A 25380-nucleotide genomic window follows, 5' to 3' on the forward strand; every position below is an offset into this window, starting at 1 on the left:
CTATTATAGTAGACCCATCGGTACAGAATGTCGCTCCGTCCGGACGACTCGACGCCGATCTCCCGGAAGGCCCGTCCCATGCTCGTCGTCAGTCTCGTCCTCGTCGGCATCGCCGCCCTCCTGCACGTCTACATCTTCGTGCTCGAGTCGCTGCGCTGGACCGAGCCGGCCACCCGCAAGACCTTCGGCACCTCGGAGCTCGAGGCCGAGACCACCCGCGGGATGGCGTACAACCAGGGGTTCTACAACCTGTTCCTCGCGATCGGCACGATCGTCGGCATCGTCTTCCTCATCACCGGCTCGACCGGCATCGGCGCGGCCCTCGTCTTCGCCTCGGCCGGCTCCATGCTCCTCGCCTCGCTCGTCCTCATCACCTCGGACCGCACGAAGGCCCGCGCCGCGATCGTCCAGGGGACCACCCCGTTGCTCGGACTCATCGCGCTCGTCATCGCACTGGCCGTCTGACACCTCCGCGACGCCCCAGGCGTCACCCCGTCCGCAACCCGACGACGTGCTGCGCCCGCCCACCGAATCACCGCACCAAGGAAAGGCACCACATGAACACCCCCGCGCTCAGCACCCAGATCCAGCTCGTCTCGCGACCGGTCGGCTGGCCGACCGAGTCCGACTTCCGGACCGTCTCCGTCGAACTCCCGGAGCTCGCGCCCGGCCAGCTCCGGGTCCAGAACCTCTTCCTCTCCGTCGACCCCTACATGCGCGGTCGCATGAACGACGCCCGCTCCTACGTCGCGCCGTACCAGCTCGGTGAGACGATGACCGGCGGCGCCATCGGCCGGGTCGTCGAGTCGGCCGCCGAGGGCTTCTCCGTCGGCGACGTCGTCCTGCACCAGTTCGGCTGGCGCGACCTCGTCCAGGAGGACGCCAGCGGGTTCCGCGTCGTGCCTGAGCTCCCCGGCGTCCCGCTGTCCGCCTACCTCGGCGTCCTCGGCATGACGGCCCTCACCGCGTACGTCGGTCTGCTCGAGGTCGCCAAGTTCCGGGAGGGCGACACGGTGTTCGTCTCCGGTGCTGCAGGTGCCGTCGGCACGATGGTCGGCCAGATCGCCCGTCTCAAGGGCGCGAAGCGCGTCATCGGTTCGGCCGGATCGGCTGAGAAGGTCGCCCTGCTGACGGAGAAGTACGGCTACGACGCCGCGTTCAACTACAAGGACGGCCCCGTCACCGAGCAGCTCGCTGCCGCGGCACCCGACGGCATCGACGTGTACTTCGACAACGTCGGCGGCGAGCACCTCGAAGCGGCGATCGACGCCTTCAACGACGGCGGACGCGCAGCGCTCTGCGGCGTCATCTCGCAGATCAACGACACCGAGCGTGCCGAGGGCCCGCGCAACCTGTCGAACATCGTGACCCGCGGGCTGACCCTCACGGGCTTCACCGTCGGCAACTACACGCAGCACTTCCCGGCGTTCTCCGGTGAGATGGGCGCCTGGTTGCAGAACGGCGACGTCGTCTTCGACGAGACCGTCTACGAGGGCCTCGACCACACGCTCGACGCGTTCCTCGCGCTCATGCGCGGCGCCAACACCGGGAAGATGGTCGTCAAGCTCTGACGCGATCCCTCGACCTCGCCTGACACCGGCGATCGACGGCCCGTCCACCCGCTCCGGGTGGACGGGCCGTTCGTCGTCGTCAGACCGCTGCGAGGATCCCGCCGGCCGCATCGATGCGGGCCATCGCGAGGCGTTCGGCGGCGACGAGCGTCGTGACGCCCTCCGCTGCGGCGTCCCGGTAGATCGACTGCACGGTCCGCCCGATCGCCGACACCCGCTGCTCGATGGCCGCGGCATCGGCGCCCGGTTCGGACGCCATGGCGAGGTAGATCACGCCGCCCGCGTTCGCGACGAAGTCCGGCGCCCACAGGATGCCGCGCTCCTCGAGGGCCACCGCGTCGGCGCGGGAGGCGAGCTGGTTGTTCGCCGCCCCGACCACGGCGCGACACCGCAGCTGCCCGATCACCCGGGCGTTCAGGGCGCCGCCGACGCCGCACGGCACGAAGAGGTCCGTCTCGACGAGGTGCTCGTCGCCCGGTTCGATCCAGCTGGCGCCGATCTCCTCGGCGAGGGCGCGCTTCCGTGGGTCGACGTCGGTGACGATGAGGCGAGCACCCTCGGCCGCGAGCCGTCGGGCCAGACGGCCGCCGACCTGGCCGAGCCCGGAGATCGTCGCCCGGTGGCCCGCGACGAGCGGGGTGCCGAAGACCGTCTCGAGCGTCGCGGTGATGGCCGCGTGCACGCCGGCAGCCGTCGCCTCGCTCGGTTCGCCGACGCCACCGCGGTCAGCCGGCAGCCCGCTGACGTGGTCGGTCCGCTCGGCGACGACGGCCATGTCCTCGGCGGTCGTGCCCACGTCCTCCGCGGTGCGATAGGCGCCGCCGAGCGCTTCGACCGCGTCGCCGAGGTCGAGCATCGCGTCGCGGCGCTCCGCGGGGTCGAGGGTCGTGCCGACGGGCAGGTGGATGACGGACTTGCCGCCGCCGTGCGCGAGACCGGCGGCCGCGTTCTTCATCGTCATCCCCGCGGCCAGGCGGAGGGAGTCGTCGACGGCCTCGAGCCAGGACCCGTACCGCCAGAGCCGCGCGCCGCCGAGGGCCGGCCCCATGGCGGTGGAGTGCAGGGCGACGCTGATGGTCAGCCCGGAGCGCGGTCCGCGGCTGATGGAGAGGCGTTCGTGGGGGAGGGTGGTGCTGTGCATCGCGTCGCTGGACGCGACCGGGTCGAATGACGTCATCGTCGGATCTCCTCGTGGGTGATTGGTGCGGGCTCCTGGTGGGAGCGGATCGCGGGGCGATGGTGGTGCCCGGCTCTCCTCCCCAGATTCTCCACGCCGACCGCCCGCTCCACAACCGTCGGCTCGACCGGGCCGCCGGACGGGCTGCACCTAGGCTGGACGGCATGGGCGGAGTGCTGACGGGGTTCGCGATCATCGGCACCGTGATCCTCGTCGGCTACCTCGCCGGGCGTCTCGAGGTCGGGGGCCCGACGACCGGGCACGTGCTCAACCGGGTGGCGTTCTTCGTCACCAACCCGGCGCTGCTGTTCACCGTGCTCGCCACGGCCGACCTGCACGAGGTGTTCAGCAGTTTCATCTGGGTCGCCCTCGCGAGTGCCCTGTCGGCCGCCGCGCTCTTCGTGCTGCTGAACGCCGTGTGGCTCCGCAAGGACCTCTCGGTCGCGACGATCGGCGCGCTCGGCTCGGGCTACGTCAACGCCAACAACATCGGCATCCCGGTGGCGGTCTACGTCCTCGGCGAGGCCGGCTACGTCGCCCCGGTCATCCTGCTGCAGCTCCTCGTCTTCGCCCCGATCGCGCTCACCATCCTCGACGTCAGACAGCGCGGCTCCGTCTCCTTCCTCGGCATCGTGACGCAACCCTTCCGCAACCCGATGATCGTCGCGTCGATCATCGGCGTCGTGGTCAACCTCTTCGGCGTCCGGCTCCCCGAGCCCGTCATGGCTCCGTTCGAGCTCCTCGGCGGCGCGGCCGTGCCGCTCATCCTCATGGCGTTCGGGATGTCGCTGCACGGCATGCGGCCGTTGCAGGCCGGCAGCGGACGTCGGGAGATCTTCGTGGCGACGGCGATCAAATCGGTCGTGATGCCCGGGTTCGCCTACCTCATCGCGCACTTCGGCTTCGGGCTGAGCGGCACGCCGTTGTTCGCCTCGGTCGTCCTCGCAGCCCTCCCGGCGGCCCAGAACGTCTACAACTTCGCCAGCCGGTACGAGCAGGGCGTCACGCTCGCCCGCGACACGGTCCTGCTGACGACGATCCTCTCCGTACCGGTCCTCGTCGTCGTCGCCGCCCTGCTCGCCTGACCCCCGGGAACCGGTCCGTCCGAAGCGCCGCTGTCCTCCGAAGCATGGACAGCGATGGCCGGAAAAGCCGAACGATCGCGACTACTCTTGGGCGGGCACGACTGAGATATACCACCGTCCAGTCCGGCGGAGCGCCGTCGGACCCGACCCGATGGGACGACATGACCGAAGGCACGACCCCACGACACGAACGTTCCGGAGACTGGGCCGCATCCCGCGAGACCGTCGGCGACGAGATGCTCGCCGTGCAGGACTTCTCCAGCGAGGAGGAGGGGTACCACAAGACCCTCAAGCCGCGGCAGATCCAGATGATCGCGATCGGCGGTGCGATCGGCACGGGGCTCTTCCTCGGTGCGGGTGGCCGCCTGAACAGCTCCGGCCCGGCGCTCATCCTCGTGTACGCGCTCTGCGGGTTCTTCGCCTTCCTCATCCTGCGCGCCCTCGGTGAACTCGTCCTCCACCGTCCGTCCTCGGGCTCGTTCATCTCCTACGCCCGGGAGTTCTACGGCGAGAAGATGGCGTTCGGCGCGGGGTGGTTGTACTTCCTCAACTGGGCGATGACCTCGATCGTCGACGTCACCGCGGCCGCGCTCTACATCAAGACCTTCGGCAAGCTGTTCGGCTGGAAGGAGCTCGAGGACTTCCCGCAGTGGGTCTTCGCGCTCGCCGCTCTGGTGGTGGTGCTGGCGCTCAACCTCGTCTCCGTCAAGCTGTTCGGCGAGATGGAGTTCTGGTTCGCGCTCATCAAGGTGTCGGCGCTCGTGATCTTCCTCATCGTCGGCGTCTGCTTCATCATCTTCGGTGGCCGGACCGACATCGGTGCGGTCGGGTTCTCGGTCATCGGCGACAACGGCGGGCTGTTCCCCGTCGGGGCGTTCGCCCCGATGATCGCGATCTCCGGTGTGGTGTTCGCCTACGCGGCGATCGAACTCGTCGGGACCGCCGCAGGTGAGACGGCCGAGCCGAAGAAGATCATGCCGAAGGCCGTCAACACGGTCATCTTCCGCATCGCGATCTTCTACGTCGGCTCGGTGCTGCTCCTCTCGCTCCTGCTCCCGTACACGGCCTACGAGGCCGGCGAGAGCCCGTTCGTCACCTTCTTCTCGCACATCGGGTCGGAGCAGGCCGGGGCGATCTCGGCGTCGGTCATGAACTTCGTGGTCCTGACCGCGGCGTTGTCGAGCCTCAACGCGGGGCTTTACTCGACCGGCCGCATCCTCCGGTCGATGGCCGTCAACGGTTCGGCCCCCGCGTTCACCGGCAAGATGAGCAAGAACGGCGTCCCGTTCGGTGGCATCCTGCTCACGGCGGCACTCACCCTGCTGGGTGTCGGCCTCAACGCGCTCGTGCCGTCGAAGGCGTTCGAAATCGTGCTCGAGATCTCGGCGATCGGCATCATCGGCGGGTGGGCGACGATCATCCTCTGCCAGATCCAGCTGCAGCGCTGGGCGAAGCAGGGCAAGGTCGAGCGGCCGTCGTTCCGCCTCTTCGGGGCGCCGTTCACGTCGTACCTCACGTTGGCGTTCCTCGCGTTCGTCCTCGTGACGATGGGGTTCTCGGAGACCGGCCGCTGGGTGCTCGCCTCCCTCGTCGTGCTCATCCCGCTGCTCATCGTCGGATGGTTCGCCGCCAAGCCGCGGATCCTCGCCGCTGCGGCCGCACGCGAGGGGCACACGGGCACCTGGCCGGTGGTCGCGGAGCGTCCCGCCATCGATGCGAACAAGCGGAAGCGCGGGGGCGCACCGCGGTCCTAGCGGGAGCGCGGGTACCGGCGGGTCGGCGGTTCACGGGGAATCGCTAAGCGATAGTGATCACTTCGGGTCGGTTTCGAGCATTCTCTTGCACCTCGGGTGTCGGTTCAGCAGGATGTGGGCAACCTCTTCCGTGCACCACCGGACCCCGCTGGAGTTCCCGTGAACCGTCGTCTCCGTCTCGTCGCCGTGCTCGCCGCGTGCGGCATCGTCGTCGCCACACCGCTGAGCGCTGCGGCGCAAGCACCTGCCCCGACCCCGGCCGACACGGTCGCCTACGAGCCGAGCGATGCGATCATCGCAAATCCCGAGCGCGGCTTCGACCACACGAACAACACGCACTACTACCCCGAGGGGACCGAGGGCGGGCCGGGGTACACGCCGCTCGACGTCGCCACCCTGGCGGCCTACCGCGAGGAGGGCATCACCGAACTCGTCCGCGTCTTCTACATGGAACGATTCGTGGCCGAGCCGACCCTCGACCCGGCCTGGCTCGCGCTCGTCCAGGCGGACTTCGACGCGGCTCGCACCGCCGGCATCTCGATCATCCCCCGCTTCGCGTACCTGGCGGGCGGTGACTGGCCCTATACACCGCCCTACGGCGACGCACCGCTCGACATCGTGCTCAACCACATCGAGCAGCTCACGCCGATCTTCCAGGACAACGCCGACGTCATCTCGGTCGTGCAGGCCGGCTTCGTCGGCCTCTGGGGTGAGGGCTACTACACGGACCACTTCGCCGCGGACCCGGCGAACCCCGGTGTCCTCACGGACGAGGACTGGGCGAAGCGTCGCGCAGTCGTCGAGGCGCTCCTCGAGGCGGTTCCAGCTGACCGCTCCATCCAGGTGCGGACCATGAACATGAAGCAGAACATCCTCGGGGTGCCGTCCGGAACCGCTGGGGCCATCACCGAGGCGCAGGCGTTCGACGGCAGCGCCATCTCGCGCATCGGGCACCACAACGACTGCTTCCTCGCGGCACCCGACGACTGGGGCACCTACCTGTCCGACCCGATCTCCCTCGATCAGGACTACCTCGCGCAGGAGAGCGACTGGGTGCCGGTCGGCGGCGAGACCTGCAACGTGAACCCGCCGCGGTCGGAGTGGGCGACCGCCTCGGCCGAGATGGAGCGATACAACTTCAGCTACCTGAACTGGGACTACCTCCAGGACGTCCTGCAGTCCTGGGGCCGGGAGAACCTCGACACCACCGCGAAGCGACTCGGCTACCGCTTCGTGATGACGGAGAGCTCGGTCGTGGACGACACGCTCTCGCTCACGGTCCGGAACGACGGTTGGGCGGCTCCGTACAACAGCCGGCTCGCGTACCTCGTGCTGTCGAACGCCGAGCGCACGGTGCGCGTCCCGTTCGGTTCGGACGCCCGCACCTGGGGTGCGGGGGAGACCGTCACACTTCAGGCGTCACTCGCCGACGTCCCGGCCGGTCGCTACGACACGGCGCTGTCGCTGCCGGCCACGCACGAGTCGGTCGCGGCGAACCCGCTCTACGCCGTCCAGACGGCGAACGTCGGCACCTGGGACGCGGCGACCGGCGTGAACAGCCTGCAGCGTCAGGTGACCGTCGGCGCCGACGGCGTCGTCGTGGCCGAACCGGTGGCCGGTGCTGCGGCCAGGCTGCCCGACACGGGCGTCTCGTCGCTCGCTCCCGCGGTCCTCGGCGGTGGCGTGGTGGCACTCGGAACCCTCGCGCTCCTGCTCGCCCGCCGGCGTCGGAACGCCTGACCGGACTCGAGTGAGGGGGCGCCGGCTCAGCCGAAGATCATCGGCGAGTCGTCGTCCTCTTCCTCGGAGAGGGTGAAGTCGAGGTCGACGACGACGGGAACGTGGTCGCTCGGACTGTCGCCCTTGCGCTCGTTGCGGTGGATCGACGCCTCGACGACGTGGTCCGCGAACGCCTGTGAGCCGTAGATGAAGTCGATCCGGAGGCCCTCGTTGCGGGGGAACCGGAGCTGCTTGTAGTCCCAGAAGGTGTAGCCCTCGGGGACGAACGGTCGGACGGTGTCCTGGAGTCCCGCGTCGACGAAGGCTGCGAGGGCGGCGCGCTCCGGTGCCGAGATGTGGGTCGAGCCCGGGCCGAAGCTCGGGTCGCCGACGTCGGAGTCGAGCGGCGCGACGTTCCAGTCGCCCATGAGTGCGAGCGGCAGCTCGGGGTTCTCGGCGAGCCAGGAGCGGGTGTCGGCTTCGAGCGCGGCGAGCCAGCGGAGCTTGTAGTCGTAGTGCGGGTCGCCGACCGCGCGGCCGTTCGGGACGTACAGGCTCCAGAGGCGGACGCCGTCGACCGTCGCGCCGATGGCTCGCGCTTCGAGCGGCAGGCCGTCGGCGTCGAAGCCGGGACCGTCCAGCGCGAGGCTCGCCGGTGGCTTGCCGAAGCCCGGCATGTCGGGGAAGCCGATCTGCACGTCCTCCATCGGAAGGCGGCTGGCGATGCCGACGCCGTTCCACTGGCTGAGCCCGTGGAGCTCCACCTGGTAGCCGGCCTTCGTGAAGGCCTCCATCGGGAACTGCTCGGGCTTGCACTTGAGCTCCTGCATGGCGAGGACGTCGACGTCCTCTCGGACGAGCCAGTCGACCACGCGGCCGACGCGGGTACGGATCGAGTTGACGTTCCAGGTGGCGATGCGCATGCCCCAACGCTATCGGTTTCCTTTCTCAGGAGACCTCCGGCGTGTCGCCCCGGGGGAGGGTCGCCACGCCGGAGAGGTCCTGAGAAACGGCCGGTTCGGTGGAACCGACGGGTGGGGGATTGAGCGGAGGTTCCCAGGGATGGCGAGCGGGTGTCGCGTAGCGTCGAGGGTATGACGACGTCCACCGCCGCCACGTTCAGCCTGTCCGCAGCCTCGACCGGAGGGGACAGTGCCCTCGGAGGGGTCGCCGACTGGGCGGTCGACATCATGGAGACGTTGGGCGGTCCGGGAGCCGGGCTCGCCATCGCCCTCGAGAACCTCTTCCCGCCGTTGCCGAGCGAGATCATCCTGCCGCTCGCCGGATTCGCCGCCAGTCAGGGCAAGCTCGGTCTCGTCGAGGTCCTCATCTGGACGACGGCCGGTTCCGTGATCGGCGCGCTGGCCCTCTACGCGATCGGCGCCGTCCTCGGACGTGACCGCATGCGCCGCCTCGCTGAGCGGGTCCCGCTCGTCCACGTCGAGGACGTCGACCGCGTCGAGGCCTGGTTCCAGAAGCACGGCTCGAAGGCGGTGTTCTTCGGGCGGATGCTCCCGATCTTCCGGAGCCTCATCTCGGTCCCCGCCGGCGTCGAACGCATGCCGGTCCTGCGGTTCACCCTGCTCACCTTCGCGGGCAGCGCCATCTGGAACACCATCTTCGTGCTCGCCGGGTTCTTCCTGGGCGAGCAGTGGCACATCGTCGAGGAGTACGCGGGCATCCTGCAGAAGGTGGTCATCGCAGGCGTCGTGATCGCCGTCGGCATCGCGGTCTGGCGCGGCGTGCAGCGGTACCGCCGGGAGCGCAGCGGCGCCGGTCGGGCCGAGGGCTGACCGTCCCCGCGGGACCGTTCTCAGGACTCTTGCGGTGTGTCCGTCGTCGCCGCCACCGGCGCACCGACGGACTCCTGAGAACGGTCCCGCTCACACCCAGCGGGGCGTGGTGAGTTCCTCGGGCTCCGGCGCGGTGTGCGAAGCGGCGACCGACTGCGCCTCCACGCGGATCGCGTCGAGGACGGTCCGCACCGCCAGCCGTTCGGCGCGGTCGGGACGCGACAGCGCGACGATCCGACGCGTTGCGTCGAGCCCCGCGAGCGGACGGAGGACGATGCCGCGCTCCGGACCGCTGGCCGTGTAGCGCGGGAGGAGGCCGATACCGAGGCCCGCCGCGACCATCGCCTCGGCGATGCGGTTGTCGCTCACCCGCTGCACCACTCGGAGCTCGCCGCCCGATTCGGCCTCGATGCTGCGGAGCAGGCGGTCGAGCGGATAGCCCACCGGCACGCCGATCCAGGACTCGTCCGCGAGGTCCGCCGGGGTCAGGACGGTCTGGCCACTGAGGCGATGCCCGACCGGCAGCACGACGTCGAGCGGCTCGGAGAGCAGCTGCGTGATGCGGAGACCGCGACGGACCCAGTTGCGCTCGCCGCTGATCGCCTGCGCGATGACGATGTCGAAGTCGGCCGCCAGGTCGGGGAAGTCCTCGAGGTCGGGGTCTCGGTCGCTCACGACGACCCGCAGGCCGGGTACCGCTTCGAGCGTGCGGAGCACGGCGGGTACGACCATCTGCCCGAAGGTGGGGAAGGTCGCGACCGTGACGGTGCCGATCGGACGGTTGCGGTACTCGTCCCACACGCTCGTCGCCCGCTCGATCGCGACGGCGACGTCCGTGGCGCTGGCCGCGAGTGCTCGGCCGGCGTCGGTGAGGACGAGGCCGCGACCACGCCGTTCGGTGAGCGGCAGGCCGGCCTCGCGCTCGAGGACCTTGAGCTGTTGGGAGACCGCGGACGGGGTGCGATGCGTAGCTTCGGCGACGGCGTGCACGGTGCCGCGTTCGGCGAGTTCGCGGAGCAGGTCGAGTCGGCGGACATCCATGTAGGGATGCTACCGAGTGACGTCAGTATTGTTCGCTTGTCCTTCACGACAAACGGGCGTTTCATAGAACCATGACCATCTATCTCGGCATCATCGCCCTCCTCGCTGCGAGTGCGGCCGTCGGATCGGTCGTCGTCGTCAAGCGCGACGGCTACCGTGCCATCCCGGCCCGCACCTACCCGAAGTCCTTCTAGGACCTCGCACCCGCCGGCTTGACCGGCGCATCCGACCTCCTCGCGACTCGTCGCCGGGAGGTCGTTCCATGTCCGCCTCGACAGGCTCGGGGACCGGGGTGGCGCTCAGGCGAGGAAGCCGCGGAGGAGCGCCTCGGAGCCGGCGACGTGCTCGGCCATCGCCTGCGCCGCCTCCTCGGGGTGACCACGCAGGATCGCCTTGACGATGCGCTCGTGCTGCTCGTCGGAGTGCGCGATGTTCACGGCCAGCAGGGGGATGCCGTTGAGGAGTTCGTTGACCCGCATGCGCGACTCGGCGACGAGCGGCAGCAGGCTGGGGGCACCCACGAGCTCCGCGATGAGCAGGTGGAGACGGGAGTCGTGGCGGCGGTAGTCGGCGGGCGCCGCGTCCCGGCAGTCTCCGAGCGCCTGCCACAGGCGTTCACGGTCTGCTCCGGAGAGCTTGCACTGCGCCGCCTCGCGCGCCGCACCGACCTCGAGGATGCTGCGGAGCGTGAGCGTGTCCTCGATCTCCGCCGCCGAGATCGTGACCCGGCCGACCTCGGGGGAGTCGGCCGCGTTGATCGCTTCGTCGTCGGGCAGCTCGTCCATGACGAACGTCCCGCCGTAGCGCCCACGCCGCGAGGTCAGGTAACCGGCCTCGGTGAGCGCGGCGATCGCATCCCGCACGGTGTCTCGGCTGACCCCCTGCATCGTCGCGAGTTCGCGCTCGGCCGGCAGACGACCGCCCGGCTCGATGAGCCCGAGACGGATGGACTGCAGGAGCCGCTGGACGGTCTCCTCGAAGGCGTTCCCGGCGCGGCCCGGACGCAGGAGGAGCTCGGCGCTGAGCACCTCGGTCGCCTCGTCGCCCTTCCGCGTCTCGCTCATCGGATCAGTCTATTTCCCCGGGGTCGCGTCCCCCGTCCGGGCATGTCGTCAGCTCATTCCGGTGTCACGTAGGCGGAGGAGATGCCGCCGTCGACGAGGAACGTCGACCCGGTGATGAAGGACGAGTCGTCGCTCGCGAGGAAGGCGACGGAGGCGGCCAACTCCTCGGGCTCCGCGAACCGACCGAGGGGGATGTGCACGAGTCGCCGCTGCGCGCGCACCGGATCCTTCGCGAAGAGCTCCTGCAGCAGCGCGGTGTTGACGGGACCCGGGCAGAGGGCGTTGACGCGGATGCCCTGCCGCGCGAACTGCACGCCGAGCTCGCGGCTCATCGCGAGCACTCCGCCCTTGGACGCCGTGTACGAGATCTGCGAGGTGGCCGAACCGAGGACGGCGACGAACGACGCCGTGTTGATGATCGAGCCCTTCCCCTGCCGCACCATGTGGCGGATGGCGGCGCGCGAGCACAGGTAGACCGACTTGAGGTTCACGTCCTGCACCCGCTCCCAGGCGGGGAGCTCGGTCGTCTCGATCGAGTCGTCGTCGGGTGGGGAGATGCCGGCGTTGTTGAAGGCGATGTCGACCGAGCCGTAGGTCTCGGCCGCGGTGTCGAACAAGTGGTCGACCTGCGCCTGGTCGGTCACGTCGACCTGGACGAAGAGCCCACCGACGAGCTCGGCCGCCGCCTGGCCGGTCGTCGGGTCGAGGTCGCCGATGACGACGGTCGCGCCTTCAGCAGCGAAGCGCTTCGCGGTGGCGAGGCCGATGCCGCTCGCGCCGCCGGTGATCACGGCGACCTTCCCGGCGAGCCGCTGGGTGAGGTCGATGGGGGTGATGGTCATGTGGTGCTCTTTCTCTCTGCCCCGCCCTTCGACAAGCTCAGGGACCGGGGTGGTGCGGGTCGTTCAGTCGACGGCGAGGAAGACGTTCTTCGTCTCGGTGAAGGCGAGCGGCGCGTCGGGACCGAGCTCGCGCCCGAGACCCGACTGCTTGAACCCGCCGAAGGGGGTGGAGTAGCGGACGGAGGAATGGGAGTTGACCGACAGGTTGCCCGACTCCACCGCTCGAGCGGCCCGCATCGCACGGCCGATGTCGCGGGTCCAGATCGAGCCGGAGAGGCCGTACTCCGTGTCGTTCGCGAGGGTGAGGGCGTCGGCCTCGTCCTCGAAGGGCAGCACGGCGACGACGGGACCGAAGATCTCCTCCCGGACGGTGCGGTCGTCGCGGCCGGGCGTCAGCACGGTCGGCGCGAACCAGTACCCCGGGCCGTCCGGGGCGCTGCCGGTGAAGGCGACCGGCGCACCCTCGGGCACGTACGAGCGCACGGCGGCCAGGTGCGGAGCGGAGACGAGCGGCCCCATCTCGGTGGCCTCGTCGTTCGGATCGCCGACGACCACACCCTGCACGGCCGGCTCCAACAGCTCCATGAACCGCTCGTAGACGCTCCGTTGGACGAGGATCCGGCTCCGGGCGCAGCAGTCCTGGCCCGCGTTCTCGAAGACGCCGTAGGGGGCGGCGGCGGCCGCGCGTTCGAGGTCGGCGTCTGCGAACACGATGTTGGCGCTCTTGCCGCCGAGTTCGAGGGTGACCCGCTTCACCTGCTCGGCCGCGCCGGCCATGATGCGCTTGCCGACGGCGGTCGACCCGGTGAAGACGACCTTCCGGACGGTCTCGTTCGTGACGAAGCGCTCGCCGACGACCGACCCGCGGCCAGGCAACACCTGGAACAGGCCCTCGGGCAGGCCGGATTCGAGGGCGAGTTCCCCGAGGCGGATGCTCGTCAGCGGCGTCCACTCCGCGGGCTTCAGGACCACCGCGTTCCCCGCCGCGAGCGCCGGCGCGAACCCCCAGGCGGCGATCGTCATCGGGAAGTTCCACGGGGTGATGATGCCGACGACGCCGAGCGGTTCGTGGAAGGTCAGGTCGATGCCGCCGGCGACGGGGATCTGCTGACCGAAGAGCCGTTCGGGTGACGCCGAGTAGTACTCGAGCACATCGCGGACGTGTCCGGCCTCCCACCGCGCCTGGGTGATGGGGTGGCCCGAGTTGACGACCTCGAGGCTCGCGAGGTGCTCGCGGTCGGCGTCGACCGATGCGGCGAAGCGGCGGAGCGCCTGGGCGCGGTCGGCGGGGCTGACGGCCGCCCAGGACCGCTGGGCGACGGCGGCGCGGGCGATGGCGGCGTCCGTCTCGGCGAGGTCGAGGTGCTCGACGGTCGTGACGACGTGTTCGTTCGCCGGATTGAGGATCGTGTAGCTCACGGTGCGGTGCTCCTGCTCTCGGTGCCGGGTGTGGTGCTGAGTCCTGCGGTGGTCCCGGCGTCGCGGTGTCGACGCGCGGCGTCCACGAGCCCGGCGAAGAGACGCCGGTCGGCCGTCTCCTCCTCGGGGTGCCACTGCACGGCGAGACCGAAGGGGACCGTCGGCAGCTCGACCGCCTCGATGACGCCCTCCTCGGTGCGGGCGGTGACGACGAGTCCGTCGGCGACGCGGTCGATCGACTGGTGGTGGTAGACGTGCACGTCGAGCTCGTCGTCGTCCTGCCGGAGCAGCGCGGCCAGTCGCGAGTCGGCGTCGATCGCGACGGTCTTCGGCCCGAAGACGCCCTCGCCGGGCTGGAAGGAGTCGTCGCCGACGAGGTCGGGGAGGTGCTGGACGAGCGTCCCGCCGAGCGCGACGTTCAGCAGTTGCGCGCCACGGCAGATGCCGAGGAACGGCAGCTCGGCGTCGATCGCCGCCGTGAGCAGCGCCTCCTCCCAGGCGTCCCGGTCGGTCCGTGGCCGACCCGTGCGCGGGTGGGCGACCTGCCCGTACAGGCCGGGGTCGACGTCGGCGCCACCCGAGACGATGAGGCCGTCGAGCCGCGCCAGCACGGATGCGGCCACGGCACGGGTGACCGGCTGGGGTGGGAGGAGGACCGCGATCCCACCCGCATCCGTCACGGCGTCGAGGTACACCTTCGGGAGGAAGGACGCCGGGACGTCCCACACCCCGGTCTGGGCCTGTTCGAGGTAGGTCGTGATGCCGATGAGCGGGGCGCTCGAGACGGGCGGGTCGGTCGCTGGGACGTTCGGGTCAGAGGCGTTCAAAGCCGCGCACCCGCTCCCAGTCCGTCACCGCGGCGTCGAAGGCGGCGAGTTCCACCTTCGCGAAGTTCAGGTAGTGGTCGACGACCTCGTCGCCGAAGGCCTCGCGGGCGATCGTCGACTGCGAGAAGAGCTCGGCCGCCTCCCGGAGCGACGTCGGGACGCGGGGCGCACCGCCCGTGTAGGCGTTGCCGCTGGTCGGGTCCTCGAGCTCCAGTTCGTTCTCGATGCCGTGCAGTCCGGCGGCGATGAGCGCGGCGACGGCGAGGTACTGGTTGACGTCGCCGCCCGGCACCCGGTTCTCGACGCGCATGCCGAGGCCCCGGCCGACGACCCGGAGTGAGCACGTGCGGTTGTCGTGTCCCCAGGCGACGGCCGTCGGGGCGAAGCTGCCGTCGACGTAGCGCTTGTAGGAGTTGATGTTCGGGGCGAAGAACATCGTCAGCTCGCGCATCGCGGCGAGCTGCCCGGCCAGGAAGTGCCGGAAGAGCTTCGACATGCCGTCGGGCGCGTCGGGGTCCGCGAACACGGCCGAACCGTCCTCGCCGCGGAGGCTGATGTGGATGTGGCAGCTGTTGCCCTCGCGCTCGTCGAACTTCGCCATGAACGTGAGGCTCTTGCCGTGGGCGTCGGCGATCTCCTTCGCCCCGTTCTTGTAGATCGAGTGGTTGTCGCAGGTGACGAGGGCGTGGTCGTAGCGGAACGCGATCTCCTGCTGCCCGAGGTTGCACTCGCCCTTGACGCCCTCGCAGTACATGCCGGCGCCGTCCATGGCGTTGCGGATGTCGCGCAGCAACGGCTCCATGCGGGTCGAGGCGAGGATCGCGTAGTCGATGTTGTAGTCGGTGGCGGGGGTCAGCTTCGTGTAGTCCTTCGCCCAGGCCTCCCGGAAGGTGTCGTCGAAGACGAGGAACTCGAGCTCCGTGCCGACGAACGGGACGAGGCCGCGTTCGGCGAGCCGCTCGAGCTGGGCGATGAGGATCTGACGGGGCGAAGCGACCACCGGGGCGTCGTCGAGCCACTGGAGGTCGGCGGTGACGAGGGCCGTGCCCGGCAGCCAGGGCACGCGGCGGAGGGTCGAGAAGTCGGGGATCATCGCCATGTCGCCGTAGCCGCGCTCCCAACTCGACATCGCGTAGCCGTCGACGGTGTTCATCTCGACGTCGACCGCGAGCAGGTAGTTGCAGCACTCCGCTCCGTGCTCGGCGACGTCCTCGACGAAGAGGCGGGCCGAGACGCGCTTGCCGACGAGTCGGCCCTGCATGTCGGTGAACGCGAGGATCACGGTGTCGATCTCGCGCGCGGCGACGGCCGTCGTGAGCTCCTCGAGCGTCAGGTTTCCTGAGCGTGGGTGCATGGCAGCTCCTCGTTGATCCGGGGGACCCGTCGTCGGCGTTCTGCCTCGATGGAGAACTGAAAGGTCGCGAACTCGACCATTACATCACAGCAGCTCCGGCGGATCGAAGCTTTTGTGAGACGGATTTCCTCACAAAGGTATGTACACGCGACCATTGCAGGTCCTAGAGTCGGGCCAACCGAATCTGAGGACGTTGTGCGAGCCCGACGAGCGCGCAACCCGAGCGACAGGACGCATCGATGGCTGACGACACGCGCAAGATCTCCGGGGTGACCTACACCGCGGCCGGCGAGGGGTACTTCGAGAAACGCAGCTTGAAGCGGTCCGCCGGGGTGTGGGGCCTCTGGGGCCTCGCCGTCGCGGCGGTCATCTCCGGCGACTTCTCCGGCTGGAACTTCGGCATCGACTTCGCCGGGTTCGGCGGCATGCTCATCGCCTTCGTCATCCTCGTCGCGATGTACTACGGCATGATCTTCTCGATCGGGGAGATGGCCGCGGCGATGCCGCACACCGGCGGGGCCTACTCGTTCGCGAGAGCGGCGATGGGTCCGCTCGGCGGGTTCGTGACCGGCCTCGCGGAGACCATCGAGTACGTCGCGACCACGGCCGTGATCGTGTACTTCTCGGCCTCCTACGCCGACGCCATCACGAGCGAGCTGCTCGGGTTCTCCATGCCGTCGCCCGTGTGGTGGGCGATCCTGTACGTCGCGTTCATCGCGCTGAACTCCGCCGGCGCCAGCATCTCCTTCCGCTTCGCGATCGTCGTCTCGATCATCTCCATCGGCATCCTGCTCGTGTTCTCCGCGATGGCGATCTTCTCCGGCCAGTTCGCCTGGGCCAACCTGTTCGACATCGCCCCCGACGCGGGCCAGACCGAGTTCCTGCCGCACGGCGTCCTCCCCATCCTGTTCGCCCTGCCCTTCGCGATGTGGTTCTTCCTCGGCATCGAGGAGCTGCCGCTCGCGGCGGAGGAGTCCCACAACCCGGTGCGCGACATCCCGAAGGCCGGGTTCTGGGCTCGTGGAACCCTGATCGTCACCGGTCTGCTCGTGCTGTTCCTCAACACCGGTGTGATCGGTGCGGAGGCGACGGGTACGGCGGGCGAGCCCCTGCTCGACGGCTTCCGGGCCATCGTCGGCGACGGTGCGGCGGCGGTCCTCGCCCTCTTCGCCCTCATCGGGCTCCTCGCCTCGCTGCAGGGCATCATGTTCGCCTACGGTCGCAACATGTACTCGCTGTCCCGCGCCGGGTACTACCCGCGGTTCCTCTCCCTCACCGGCAAGCGGCAGACGCCGTGGGTGGCCCTCGTGGCCGGGGCGATCATCGGGTTCATCGCGTTGCTCATCGTCGACGCGGCCGGCGGATCGGGCGGCGTCGCCGGGGCGATCGTGCTGAACATCGCGGTCTGGGGTGCGGTGCTCGCGTACCTCATGCAGATGATCGCGTTCCTGCTGCTCCGGAAGAAGTTCCCGAACGCCAAGCGGCCCTACCGCAGCCCCTGGGGTGTGCCGGGGGCGGTCATCGCGGCCGTCATCGCCGCGCTCATCTTCGTCGGCTTCCTGCTCAACCCGACGTTCCTCCCGGCGATCATCGCGATCGTCGTCGTGTACGTCGTCATGCTGGTCGCCTTCGCCGTCTGGGGTCGCCACCGGCTCGTCATGTCGCCGGAGGAGGAGTACGCGGTCTCGGGCGGCCTGCACGGAGACCCGGAGACGGACGGCTACGGCGGCGCGACCGAGGCGGAGCTGCTCGCAGCCGATCGTCCCGAGGACCCGGGCTCCGGCACCGCGCGTTGACCCCCGGACGCAGCCGCCCCGACGCAGGACGTGGCGGTGTGGCGTCCCCGAGCCCCGGCGAGTCGTGCCCGACACGCCGGGGCTCTCCTGCGTCGGGGATGCGGACCGCCCCCATCCGGGCGACTGCGGCGATGGGGGTCACAGCTTGTAGACTCGTCGACGTGACGGACGCACGAGCTCAGCTCATTGACCACATCTCGGCGGAAGCCGTGTTCCACGGTGACTTCACCCTGACGAGCGGCAAGAAAGCGACGTACTACGTCGACCTCCGCAAGGTGAGCCTCGACCACCGCGTCGCGCCCCTCATCGGGCAGGTCATGATCGACCTCATCGCAGACGTCCCCGACGTCTTCGCGGTCGGTGGCCTCACCATGGGTGCCGACCCGGTGGCCGCCGCGATCCTGCACCAGGGTGCCGCGCGCGGACTCACCTACGACGCGTTCGTCGTCCGCAAGGAGCCGAAGGACCACGGCCGCGGCAAGCAGGTCGAGGGCCCCGACCTCCAGGGCAAGCGCGTGATCGTGCTGGAGGACACCTCGACCACCGGTGGGTCACCGCTCAAGGCGGCCGAAGCGCTCGAGAAGGTCGGAGCCGAGGTGGTCGCCGTCGCCGTCGTCGTCGACCGCGCGACCGGCGCCCGCGAGATCATCGAGGCCGCGGGCTACCAGTACCTGGCCGCGATCGGCCTGGAAGACCTGGGACTCGTCTGATGTCCGGCGACGGAACCGGACGCGGCGGGGCCGGGCTGCCGGACGAACCCGCGGACGGAACCGACTGGCTGCTCTCGCAGCTCGACGCCGACGACACGGAGGCGATCGAGACGCAGCCCGACACCGACGCGGTCGACGAGCAGCCGTCGGCAGCCGTCGCTCCGGTGCCCGTCGACGACGACGACGACCGGACGCGTGTCCTCCCGGTCGTCGGCGACGCCGCTGCCCAGCCCGCTGCTTCGCCGGTGACCGCGCCGGTCCGGGCCGAGCCCCAGTGGTCCGCGCCCTCCGCGCCCTCCGTGCCGGATGCGCCCGCGACCCCGACGGCCGCTGAGCCGACGCCGGCTCCGGTCGAGCCGCTGCCCGCTCCCGTCGAGCAGACGCCCGTTGCCGCCGAGCAGGCCCCCGCCGCCCCGGCCGCCGCTCCCGGTGAGTTCGCGAGCGAGGCCGAACTCCTGGCCTGGTGGCAGAGCCAGGTACCGAACCCGGCCGACGACCCGACACCGGTCCCCGCACCGCAGACGCCGGATGCACCCAGCGCGGAGCCCGCCGCAACCGCCACGCCTGCAGCCCCGGCCGACCCGCTGCCCGAGGAAGCTCCTGCCCGGTCGGAGGGTCTGCGGCACCCGAACGCCCTCGAGCTCCCGGTCGTTCCACCGACCCCCGCCCCGGCATCGCCGGTGCCGCCCGCCCGCAACGAGCTGACGGTCGACACCGACTCCGTCCTCCAGCACGCGCCCGCCGGTACCTTCCGGCCCGCGCCAACGAACCCGGTCGTCCTGCCACCGGTCGACGACGAGCCCTGGAGCCTCGGTGGCAGCGACGACACCGACATCGCTCCAGTGGCCCCGGAGGACGTCTCGACGGCCGTCCTGCCCACGGCCCGGGCACTCGCAGCCGACGACCCGGCGGCCTGGGCCGCGGTCGAAGCGGAGGAGACCGCCGCGACGACCTCCACCGCGACGACCGCCGGCGGCACGCCCGCCGCACCGCTGCTGCCCACCGCCCCGCCGGTGACGCCGACGCCGCCCGCCGCGGACCACGATGTGCCGTCAGGCTCCGCGACGACGCCCGACACCGAGCTGGACGACGACGATCTCCCGGAGGGCTCCTGGAGTCTCTCCGAGACGTTCGGCGACGACGTCCTCGGTGGCGAGACCGTCGAGGTCCGTGACACGACGATCGATGCTTCGGCGCCCGCCGACTCAGGACTCGACGAAGCCCCGGACGACGAAGCAGCTACCGACGACGTCTGGACCGCCGAGCCGGCGACTGCCGAAGCCTCCGCGCCGCGCACGGATCCGCTGGCCTGGTTGACGGAACCGTTCGGTGCGACGTTCGGCGCCGCGCCGGCGGCACCGGAGGAGCAGGCGTCCGAGGAACCGCACGCTGAGCCGGTCGACGAGGCGCCCCAGCAGCTCGATACCGCGGACGAGTCCGTCGCCGTCGCCGCCACCGATGAGGCGACGTCCCCGTCCGCGAGCGAGCCGGTCGAGCCGACCACCGACTCGGACCCCGAGCCCGCATCCGACGGCATCGTCGCCTCCGAACCGATCACCCCCGCGGCGCCGTTCCGCTGGGACACGGTCGCAGCGGCGTCGCCCGCGAGCGCAGCGGAGCCGACCTCACCAGCCGACGTCCCGTGGCCCGAGACGGTCCCCGACGTCGATGCCGAGCCGCTCGATGAGACGCGGCCGTTCGACAGCCTCGGCGGTCCGGGCTTCTCGGCCCTGGCGGGTGCCGCAGCCGCAGCAGCAGCGGTTCCTCCGGCGCCGACACCCGACGCCGACACGGACGCCGAGCCCGGCCGTGACGATGCGTCGGTCGACGACGACGCGACGGACGCCGCCGACGTCCCACCAGCCTTCGGCCCGCCGACTCCGAAGGCCGAGCGCTCCATCACGGAGCTCATCTCCCTCGACGGCGTGCAACCCGAGCCCACGGTCAGCCCCTTCGGCACCGCGCCATTCGTGTGGGACCTCGCGCCGAACGACGCCCTCGACCCGCTCGTGCACGCGGCTCCCACGACCCAGCCCATCCCGGTCCCGCCGGTGGAGTGGGAGGGCGCCGAGTCGTCAGCCGTGAGTGCGGAGTCCCCCTCGGAGCTCGCGCTCGAGGGCGAGGTGCCCGATGCCGCGTTCATCGCCGGCGACGTCCAGCCCTTCGCTCCGGGCCTCGCCGCCGTCACGCTCGGTCGCCCGCTCGTCGACGGACCCGGTGACGAGTTCGCCAGCTGGACCGACGACGCGACCGAGACCGACAGCTCCGCGCCGGACGCCGCACCGATCGTCCCCGCCGCGAACGACACGGTCGACCTCTTCCCGACGCTGTCGCTCGGCGGGTTCGACGCAGCCGTCGCGGCCGGTGGCCTCGCCGCCGCAGGGGCCGCAACCGCTGCGGGCGTCGCTTCCGGGCTCGGCTCGGGCGACGACACCGACGACACGGAGACCTCGGCCGACCTCGACGCCGACTCCGCTCTCGAGACGGCACCGACCCCCGTCACCGATACTCCTGCTCCCGAGACCCCGGTGTTCGCCGTCGACCCGGAGGAGCTCGACGACGAGTTCGACGAGGAGATCGTCGAGTTCGACGCCGTCCCACTCGCTGCAGCGGGCGTCACACCGCTTCCGTCGTTCGTGCCGGACGGCGCAGTCGCCGACGGTGCGACCGATCCCACCACGGATGCCGCCGCGTCGGATGCCCTGCTCGCTGACGAGGTCTCGATCGACCCTGAGCCGGTCGGCGAGCCCGAGCCGGTCAGCGAGGAGCTGCGGCTCGAGTCGCTGTTCGACCTCGGACCCGACACGGATGCGGTCCAGATCGCCTCGGCCGATGGCGCCGCGACTGACGGCGGGCCGGCTGCCACACCGCCCGCCGACACCGAGCAGGTCGACGACACGGCCACGGTCGCCCCGTCCGAGCCGTCCGAGCCGTCCGAGCCGTCCGATCAGCCAGACGCCACCGCCACGGCCGAGGCGGCCTCGGCACGGTCGCTTGCCGACGCCTTCGCCGCCGAGGGTGGGTGGTCGCTCCAGGCCGACGCGATCGCCGACCCTGATCTCCCGCTCGCCCCCATCCCGGGCCTCGTCGCCGCCGACGGTACCGATGTCGACGGCACGGACGCCGACGACGACACCGGCGGGTCACGACGAACCGGGGCCCACGCTGCCGGAGACGACGACGACGCTGCGGACACCTCCCCGGTGGCCGAGCCCGATGTCGCCTCGAACACCGCGCCCACACCCGTGATCCCCGCCTCGGTCTCCGTCTTCGGCGCACACGCCGCGGCCGTCCCCTCGCAGGGACCGGTCGCGAACGTGCCGCAGACGGCCCCGGCCGCGCTCCCCGGCGAGACGGTCGCGTTCCCGGAACTCGACGGCGCGAGCGCGCTCACGACCCCGGCCGCGGCTGCGGGTATCGTCGGCGCCACCTTGCCGCCTCAGGCCACGCAGTCCGCTCCCGATCGCGATCTCCCCGAATACCGCGGAGAGCACGCGGATCAGGGCATCCCGAAGGCGCTGCTCTGGGCGGTCGTCGGCCTGGGTGCAGCGGTCCTGCTCCTGCTCGCGTTCTACTTCGGAACGCTCGTCGGTGCCGCGAACGCGGCCGGTGCGGCTGCCGACGCCACGATGCCGAGCGTGTCCGCAGGGTGGTCGATGGCCGGAGCCCCGGACACCGTCTGACGACGCACCTGACGCCGACGCGGGTCAGGCGACGTCGATGACGGTCACGCCCGTCGAGCGGTCGCCGGACGCCAGGGCGGCGAGTGCTGCCGGTGCCTCGTCGAGGCCGATGCGGTGTTCGATGAGGTGCTGCGGGCGCAGCGCGCCGCTCGCGACGAGGTCGAGCAGCTCCGAGTAGTCGGACGCCGGCATGCCGTGGCTGCCGTGGAGCGACAGCTCCTGCGAGATGATGCGCGGCAGTGGGAGGGTCGGTTCGCTCGAGAACAGCCCGATCTGCACCTGACGGCCCATCGGTGCCAGCGCGAGGAGGCTGAGGCGCATCGTGGACTCGCGCCCGAGGGCTTCGACCGACACCTGCACGCCCGCCGGCGCGGCTTCGGCGATGCGAGCGAGGACGGCGGCCTCGTCGAGCCCGCTCGAGTCGATCGTGTGCGTGACGCCGATCGACGCCGCACGCGCCAGGGCAGAGGCGTCGATGTCGACGGCGATGACCTCGGCACCGAGCGCGACGCCGATCATGGCCGCGCTCAGCCCCACGCCGCCGCAGCCGACGACGAGCAGGCGCTCCCCGCTGCGGAGCTCGGCGCGATGGACGAGCCCGCGGAAGGCCGTCGCGAAGCGGCACCCGAGGAGGGCGGCGGCGCCGGCGTCGAGGGACTCGGGCACCGGGATGAGGTTGACGTCGGCGTCGTGCAGGGCGACGAGCTCCGCGTAGGACCCCCAGTGGGTGAAGCCCGGCTGCGTCTGGTTCGGGCAGACCTGCCCGTTCCCCGCGAGGCACTGGGCGCAGCGTCCGCACGCGCACACGAAGGGCACCGTGACGCGGTCGCCCACGCGGAACCGCTCGACGGCGGGGCCGACGGCGTGGATGCGCCCGACGAGTTCATGGCCGGGCACGTGGGGGAGGGCGATGCCGTCGTCGTGCCCGAGCCAGCCGTGCGCATCACTCCGGCAGAGCCCCGTGGTCTCCACCCGCACCACGACGCCGGCGTCGGACGGCACCGGATCCGGGACGTCGCGGACCTCGGGCTCGGCGGTGAACTGGTCGTAGACGACGGCGCGCATGGAAGTCCTCGGTGCGTGGCGGGGCGGAGTGGATCGGTGTGGCTGGTGGTGGCGGGGGGCCTAGATCTCGACCTCGACGGGCTCGGTCTTCACGAGGTCGATGACGCCACTCAGGATCTCGTTCGGACGGAACGGGTAGCGGTTGATCTCGGCCTCGTCGCTGATGCCCGTGAGCACGAGGATCGTGTGGAGACCGGCCTCGATGCCCGCGACGATGTCGGTGTCCATGCGGTCGCCGATCATGCCGGTGTTCTCCGAGTGGGCGCCGATCTTGTTGAGCGCCGATCGGAACATCATCGGGTTCGGCTTGCCGACGACGTACGGCTCCATGCCGGTGGCCTTCGTGATGAGGGCCGCGATGGCGCCGGTCGCCGGAAGCGGGCCGTCCTTGCTCGGTCCGGTCGCGTCCGGGTTGGTCACGATGAAGCGCGCGCCGCCGGCGATGAGACGGATCGCCTTCGTGATGGCCTCGAACGAGTAGTTGCGGGTCTCGCCGACGACCACGTAGTCGGGGTTCGTCTCCGTCATGGTGAAGCCGGCCTCGTGGATGGCCGTGGTGATCCCGGCCTCCCCGATGACGAACGCCGAGCCGCCCGGCTCCTGCTCGGCCAGGAAGGCGGCCGTCGCGAGTGCGGAAGTCCAGATGAACTCCTCGGGCACGTCGAGCCCGGAGGCACGCAGTCGGGCGCTCAGGTCGCGCGGGGTGAAGATCGAGTTGTTGGTGAGTACCAGGAAGGGCGTCCGCTGGTCCTGCCACTGCTGCAGGAGCGCAGCGGCACCAGGGAGGGCGTGGTTCTCATGGACGAGCACGCCGTCCATGTCGGTGAGCCAGCATTCGACCTCGTCGCGTCGTGACATGCGTTCCTCCAGGTGCTCCGTGCGGGCTGCGCGAGCGCTGCGCCGCGGGGGTGGCGCGGCGTCGGGCCCGGACCTCCAGTGTGGCACGGCGCGGGTAGGGTTGGCTGGTGCCAGAGACCCCGCTCCACCCGGACGACCCGGTCGCCGGTCCCGATCAGGCCGAGAGCCCGATGGCTGGCGTCGGTCCGTGGCAGGGGGAGTGGCCGGACGACCCGTGGTACGACCCCGCGCTGCTGCGCGACGGCGACACCCGGAACGTCGTCGACCGCTACCGGTACTGGTCGATGGAGGCCATCGTCGCCGACATCGACGACCACCGCCACCCGTTCCACGTCGCCATCGAGAACTGGCAGCACGACATGAACATCGGGTCGATCGTGCGCACCGCCAACGCGTTCGCCGCCGACACCGTCCACATCGTCGGACGCCGTCGCTGGAACAAACGTGGAGCCATGGTGACCGACCGCTACCAGCACGTCGAGCACCACGTCGACGTCGCGGCGCTCGTCGCCTGGGCGTCGGCGGCCGAGCTGCCGATCATCGCGATCGACAACGTGCCGGGATCGGTTCCGATCGAGACGTTCAGGCTTCCCGAGCGGTGCCTCCTCCTCTTCGGACAGGAGGGGCCGGGGCTCTCACCGGAGGCGCTCGCCGCGGCCGATGCGGTGCTCGAGATCACCCAGTTCGGGTCGACGAGATCGATCAACGCGTCCGCGGCAGCGGCCGTCGCGATGCACGCCTGGGTCATGCAGCACGTCTCCTTCGACGCATCCTGATCGGGTTGGCCCCCGTCCGCGGGTGGTTTCCAACGGCAGGTCTGCGCCTACCTCAGGAACACCTCAAGATTCCCTCAATTGACCCCGTGGTCCCCCAAAGTGCCGACACCGCCCGGCATACTGTCTAGCGGAGCAACACTCCACCGCTGAACCCGAATCCCTCCGGCACCCGAAGCCACCGAGGGCCACCGTACGGACCCGAATCCGTGCGGTGCGAATCGGCGGTCACCCGAAGGATGAATCGAAGATGACGCACCGTTCTGCCCTGGGAGCCTCGCCCGAACGAGGAACCCGCCCGTCCAAGGTCCGTGGCATCGCCGCGCTCGCCGTCCCCGCAGCCCTCGCGGTCGCCCTCATCGTCGGCGTCGCCGCGCCGGCTCAGGCCGACGCCCGGGTCGACGAGGCGTCGAGCTCGATCAGTGCGACACAGACCGGCTCGGGCGAGCTCATCGCTCCGGCCGGTGCGTTGTTCGCGTCGCTCCTCATCTGGGGGGCCGGAGCCGCGTTCGCGACCCGTCGTCGGATGCTCGCCGAACAGCGCGAGGAGGCGTCGCTGCTCTCCAGCTGATCAGCGCGCTGCACCCGCAGCTGGTCGCCGTGGCCCGAACCACGCCGCTCAGCTGTTCCAGACGGAACGCGCCCGTTCCGTCGCACCGGTGGCCGCCGGGAGTCCCCCCACTCCCGGCGGCCTCCGGTGTTTCCGGGGTACGACGGCGGGGTCTCCGCCACGGACGACGGCCGGTCCGTCCGGTGGCTCGACGACGTTCCAGAGAATCTGCCGCGTTCCGCGTCATGATCGCGCCTCCGGTCGATCACTCAAGGGAGTGCAACGCTGTCGGGCGGACC

Annotated in this window: 22 protein-coding genes; 12 read left to right on the top strand and 10 right to left on the bottom strand. The window is 70.6% G+C overall.

Annotation, left to right across the window (positions count from 1 at the left end; all coding sequences use genetic code 11):
• Positions 1-27: 27 nt before the first annotated feature.
• Complete coding sequence (locus EAO79_RS07645; RefSeq protein WP_371413677.1) at positions 28-465, top strand: DUF1304 domain-containing protein; 438 nt, start codon at positions 28-30, stop codon at positions 463-465.
• Between the two features lie 92 nt (positions 466-557).
• On the top strand, positions 558-1571 hold the full coding sequence (locus EAO79_RS07650; RefSeq protein WP_085511912.1) for an NADP-dependent oxidoreductase: 1014 nt from the start codon (positions 558-560) through the stop codon (positions 1569-1571).
• Between the two features lie 79 nt (positions 1572-1650).
• Here the strand turns inward: EAO79_RS07650 and EAO79_RS07655 are convergent, their stop codons facing one another.
• Complete coding sequence (locus EAO79_RS07655; protein WP_229940270.1) at positions 1651-2748, bottom strand: Glu/Leu/Phe/Val dehydrogenase family protein; 1098 nt, start codon at positions 2746-2748, stop codon at positions 1651-1653.
• Positions 2749-2912: 164 nt separating this feature from the next.
• On the opposite strand from EAO79_RS07655, the gene EAO79_RS07660 reads away from it, so the two are divergent.
• The 3 genes from EAO79_RS07660 to EAO79_RS07670 all read left to right on the top strand — a co-directional run bounded on the left by EAO79_RS07660 (position 2913) and on the right by EAO79_RS07670 (position 7327).
• Positions 2913-3833 (top strand): AEC family transporter, encoded by a 921-nt coding sequence (locus EAO79_RS07660; protein ID WP_124768608.1) that lies wholly within the window; start codon positions 2913-2915, stop codon positions 3831-3833.
• A 161-nt stretch (positions 3834-3994) separates the two neighbouring features.
• Entirely contained in the window at positions 3995-5587 is a 1593-nt protein-coding gene (locus EAO79_RS07665; RefSeq protein WP_191940438.1) for an amino acid permease, read from the top strand.
• Between the two features lie 159 nt (positions 5588-5746).
• Positions 5747-7327, top strand: coding sequence for a DUF4832 domain-containing protein (locus EAO79_RS07670; RefSeq protein WP_124768609.1), 1581 nt, complete (start codon positions 5747-5749; stop codon positions 7325-7327).
• Between the two features lie 26 nt (positions 7328-7353).
• Here the strand turns inward: EAO79_RS07670 and EAO79_RS07675 are convergent, their stop codons facing one another.
• The gene (locus tag EAO79_RS07675; protein ID WP_071262231.1) at positions 7354-8229 is read right to left on the bottom strand and encodes an exodeoxyribonuclease III; all 876 of its coding nucleotides are present in this window, start codon (positions 8227-8229) and stop codon (positions 7354-7356) included.
• A gap of 171 nt (positions 8230-8400) precedes the next feature.
• Between EAO79_RS07675 and EAO79_RS07680 the strand changes: the two genes are divergently transcribed.
• Entirely contained in the window at positions 8401-9099 is a 699-nt protein-coding gene (locus tag EAO79_RS07680; RefSeq protein WP_124768610.1) for a DedA family protein, read from the top strand.
• A 90-nt stretch (positions 9100-9189) separates the two neighbouring features.
• Here the strand turns inward: EAO79_RS07680 and EAO79_RS07685 are convergent, their stop codons facing one another.
• On the bottom strand, positions 9190-10140 hold the full coding sequence (locus tag EAO79_RS07685; RefSeq protein WP_079704995.1) for a LysR family transcriptional regulator: 951 nt from the start codon (positions 10138-10140) through the stop codon (positions 9190-9192).
• Positions 10141-10211: 71 nt separating this feature from the next.
• Here EAO79_RS07685 and EAO79_RS19465 point away from each other — a divergent pair, with 71 nt between their 5' ends.
• Positions 10212-10334, top strand: a complete 123-nt coding sequence (locus tag EAO79_RS19465) for a hypothetical protein (RefSeq protein ID WP_255376692.1) — start codon at positions 10212-10214, stop codon at positions 10332-10334.
• 105 nt (positions 10335-10439) lie between these two features.
• On the opposite strand, the gene EAO79_RS07690 is transcribed toward EAO79_RS19465, so the two are convergent.
• The 5 genes from EAO79_RS07690 to EAO79_RS07710 all read right to left on the bottom strand — a co-directional run bounded on the left by EAO79_RS07690 (position 10440) and on the right by EAO79_RS07710 (position 15646).
• A complete protein-coding gene (locus tag EAO79_RS07690) occupies positions 10440-11204 on the bottom strand; it encodes a FadR/GntR family transcriptional regulator (protein WP_124768611.1) in 765 nt (254 codons plus the stop codon).
• 53 nt (positions 11205-11257) lie between these two features.
• Positions 11258-12046: a 3-oxoacyl-ACP reductase gene (locus EAO79_RS07695; RefSeq protein ID WP_194718745.1), complete on the bottom strand. Its 789-nt coding sequence runs from the start codon at positions 12044-12046 to the stop codon at positions 11258-11260.
• A gap of 63 nt (positions 12047-12109) precedes the next feature.
• Positions 12110-13465, bottom strand: coding sequence for an aldehyde dehydrogenase (locus tag EAO79_RS07700; protein ID WP_124768612.1), 1356 nt, complete (start codon positions 13463-13465; stop codon positions 12110-12112).
• Entirely contained in the window at positions 13462-14292 is an 831-nt protein-coding gene (locus EAO79_RS07705; RefSeq protein ID WP_124768613.1) for a gamma-glutamyl-gamma-aminobutyrate hydrolase family protein, read from the bottom strand. The genes EAO79_RS07700 and EAO79_RS07705 overlap by 4 nt, the downstream gene beginning before the upstream one ends.
• Positions 14279-15646, bottom strand: coding sequence for a glutamine synthetase family protein (locus EAO79_RS07710; protein ID WP_079704999.1), 1368 nt, complete (start codon positions 15644-15646; stop codon positions 14279-14281). The genes EAO79_RS07705 and EAO79_RS07710 overlap by 14 nt, the downstream gene beginning before the upstream one ends.
• Positions 15647-15885: 239 nt before the next feature.
• On the opposite strand from EAO79_RS07710, the gene EAO79_RS07715 reads away from it, so the two are divergent.
• From EAO79_RS07715 to EAO79_RS07725, 3 genes are all read left to right on the top strand, one after another.
• On the top strand, positions 15886-17442 hold the full coding sequence (locus EAO79_RS07715) for an amino acid permease (protein WP_079705000.1): 1557 nt from the start codon (positions 15886-15888) through the stop codon (positions 17440-17442).
• 161 nt (positions 17443-17603) lie between these two features.
• Positions 17604-18152 (top strand): orotate phosphoribosyltransferase, encoded by a 549-nt coding sequence (pyrE, locus tag EAO79_RS07720; RefSeq protein WP_175116436.1) that lies wholly within the window; start codon positions 17604-17606, stop codon positions 18150-18152.
• On the top strand, positions 18152-21835 hold the full coding sequence (locus EAO79_RS07725) for a hypothetical protein (protein ID WP_124768614.1): 3684 nt from the start codon (positions 18152-18154) through the stop codon (positions 21833-21835). The genes pyrE and EAO79_RS07725 overlap by 1 nt, the downstream gene beginning before the upstream one ends.
• A 24-nt stretch (positions 21836-21859) precedes the next feature.
• On the opposite strand, the gene EAO79_RS07730 is transcribed toward EAO79_RS07725, so the two are convergent.
• Together EAO79_RS07730 and EAO79_RS07735 are read right to left on the bottom strand one after the other, a co-directional pair.
• Positions 21860-22900 carry an alcohol dehydrogenase catalytic domain-containing protein gene (locus EAO79_RS07730; RefSeq protein ID WP_124768615.1) on the bottom strand — a complete coding sequence of 347 codons (1041 nt, stop codon included), beginning with the start codon at positions 22898-22900 and terminating at the stop codon, positions 21860-21862.
• Between the two features lie 60 nt (positions 22901-22960).
• Entirely contained in the window at positions 22961-23758 is a 798-nt protein-coding gene (locus tag EAO79_RS07735; protein WP_079705004.1) for an HAD-IIA family hydrolase, read from the bottom strand.
• 170 nt (positions 23759-23928) lie between these two features.
• Here EAO79_RS07735 and EAO79_RS07740 point away from each other — a divergent pair, with 170 nt between their 5' ends.
• Positions 23929-24534, top strand: a complete 606-nt coding sequence (locus EAO79_RS07740) for a TrmH family RNA methyltransferase (protein WP_124770109.1) — start codon at positions 23929-23931, stop codon at positions 24532-24534.
• Positions 24535-24781: 247 nt separating this feature from the next.
• Positions 24782-25102 (top strand): hypothetical protein, encoded by a 321-nt coding sequence (locus EAO79_RS07745; protein ID WP_079705005.1) that lies wholly within the window; start codon positions 24782-24784, stop codon positions 25100-25102.
• The last annotated feature ends 278 nt before the right edge of the window (positions 25103-25380 follow it).

It is taken from the genome of Plantibacter sp. PA-3-X8, from assembly GCF_003856975.1.
Taxonomy (GTDB): domain Bacteria; phylum Actinomycetota; class Actinomycetes; order Actinomycetales; family Microbacteriaceae; genus Plantibacter; species Plantibacter auratus.

What these genes read in the sequence shown, in the direction of transcription:
- EAO79_RS07695 (WP_194718745.1), bottom strand. Translation starts at nt 12,046, where the DNA reads ATGACCATCACCCCCATCGACCTCACCCAGCGGCTCGCCGGGAAGGTC.
- EAO79_RS07735 (WP_079705004.1), bottom strand. Translation starts at nt 23,758, where the DNA reads ATGTCACGACGCGACGAGGTCGAATGCTGGCTCACCGACATGGACGGC.
- EAO79_RS19465 (WP_255376692.1), top strand. Translation starts at nt 10,212, where the DNA reads ATGACCATCTATCTCGGCATCATCGCCCTCCTCGCTGCGAGTGCGGCC.
- EAO79_RS07740 (WP_124770109.1), top strand. Translation starts at nt 23,929, where the DNA reads ATGGCTGGCGTCGGTCCGTGGCAGGGGGAGTGGCCGGACGACCCGTGG.
- EAO79_RS07655 (WP_229940270.1), bottom strand. Translation starts at nt 2,748, where the DNA reads ATGACGTCATTCGACCCGGTCGCGTCCAGCGACGCGATGCACAGCACC.
- EAO79_RS07745 (WP_079705005.1), top strand. Translation starts at nt 24,782, where the DNA reads ATGACGCACCGTTCTGCCCTGGGAGCCTCGCCCGAACGAGGAACCCGC.
- EAO79_RS07645 (WP_371413677.1), top strand. Translation starts at nt 28, where the DNA reads ATGTCGCTCCGTCCGGACGACTCGACGCCGATCTCCCGGAAGGCCCGT.
- EAO79_RS07665 (WP_191940438.1), top strand. Translation starts at nt 3,995, where the DNA reads ATGACCGAAGGCACGACCCCACGACACGAACGTTCCGGAGACTGGGCC.
- EAO79_RS07680 (WP_124768610.1), top strand. Translation starts at nt 8,401, where the DNA reads ATGACGACGTCCACCGCCGCCACGTTCAGCCTGTCCGCAGCCTCGACC.
- EAO79_RS07650 (WP_085511912.1), top strand. Translation starts at nt 558, where the DNA reads ATGAACACCCCCGCGCTCAGCACCCAGATCCAGCTCGTCTCGCGACCG.
- EAO79_RS07730 (WP_124768615.1), bottom strand. Translation starts at nt 22,900, where the DNA reads ATGCGCGCCGTCGTCTACGACCAGTTCACCGCCGAGCCCGAGGTCCGC.
- EAO79_RS07660 (WP_124768608.1), top strand. Translation starts at nt 2,913, where the DNA reads ATGGGCGGAGTGCTGACGGGGTTCGCGATCATCGGCACCGTGATCCTC.
- EAO79_RS07690 (WP_124768611.1), bottom strand. Translation starts at nt 11,204, where the DNA reads ATGAGCGAGACGCGGAAGGGCGACGAGGCGACCGAGGTGCTCAGCGCC.
- EAO79_RS07710 (WP_079704999.1), bottom strand. Translation starts at nt 15,646, where the DNA reads ATGCACCCACGCTCAGGAAACCTGACGCTCGAGGAGCTCACGACGGCC.
- EAO79_RS07715 (WP_079705000.1), top strand. Translation starts at nt 15,886, where the DNA reads ATGGCTGACGACACGCGCAAGATCTCCGGGGTGACCTACACCGCGGCC.
- EAO79_RS07675 (WP_071262231.1), bottom strand. Translation starts at nt 8,229, where the DNA reads ATGCGCATCGCCACCTGGAACGTCAACTCGATCCGTACCCGCGTCGGC.
- EAO79_RS07725 (WP_124768614.1), top strand. Translation starts at nt 18,152, where the DNA reads ATGTCCGGCGACGGAACCGGACGCGGCGGGGCCGGGCTGCCGGACGAA.
- EAO79_RS07685 (WP_079704995.1), bottom strand. Translation starts at nt 10,140, where the DNA reads ATGGATGTCCGCCGACTCGACCTGCTCCGCGAACTCGCCGAACGCGGC.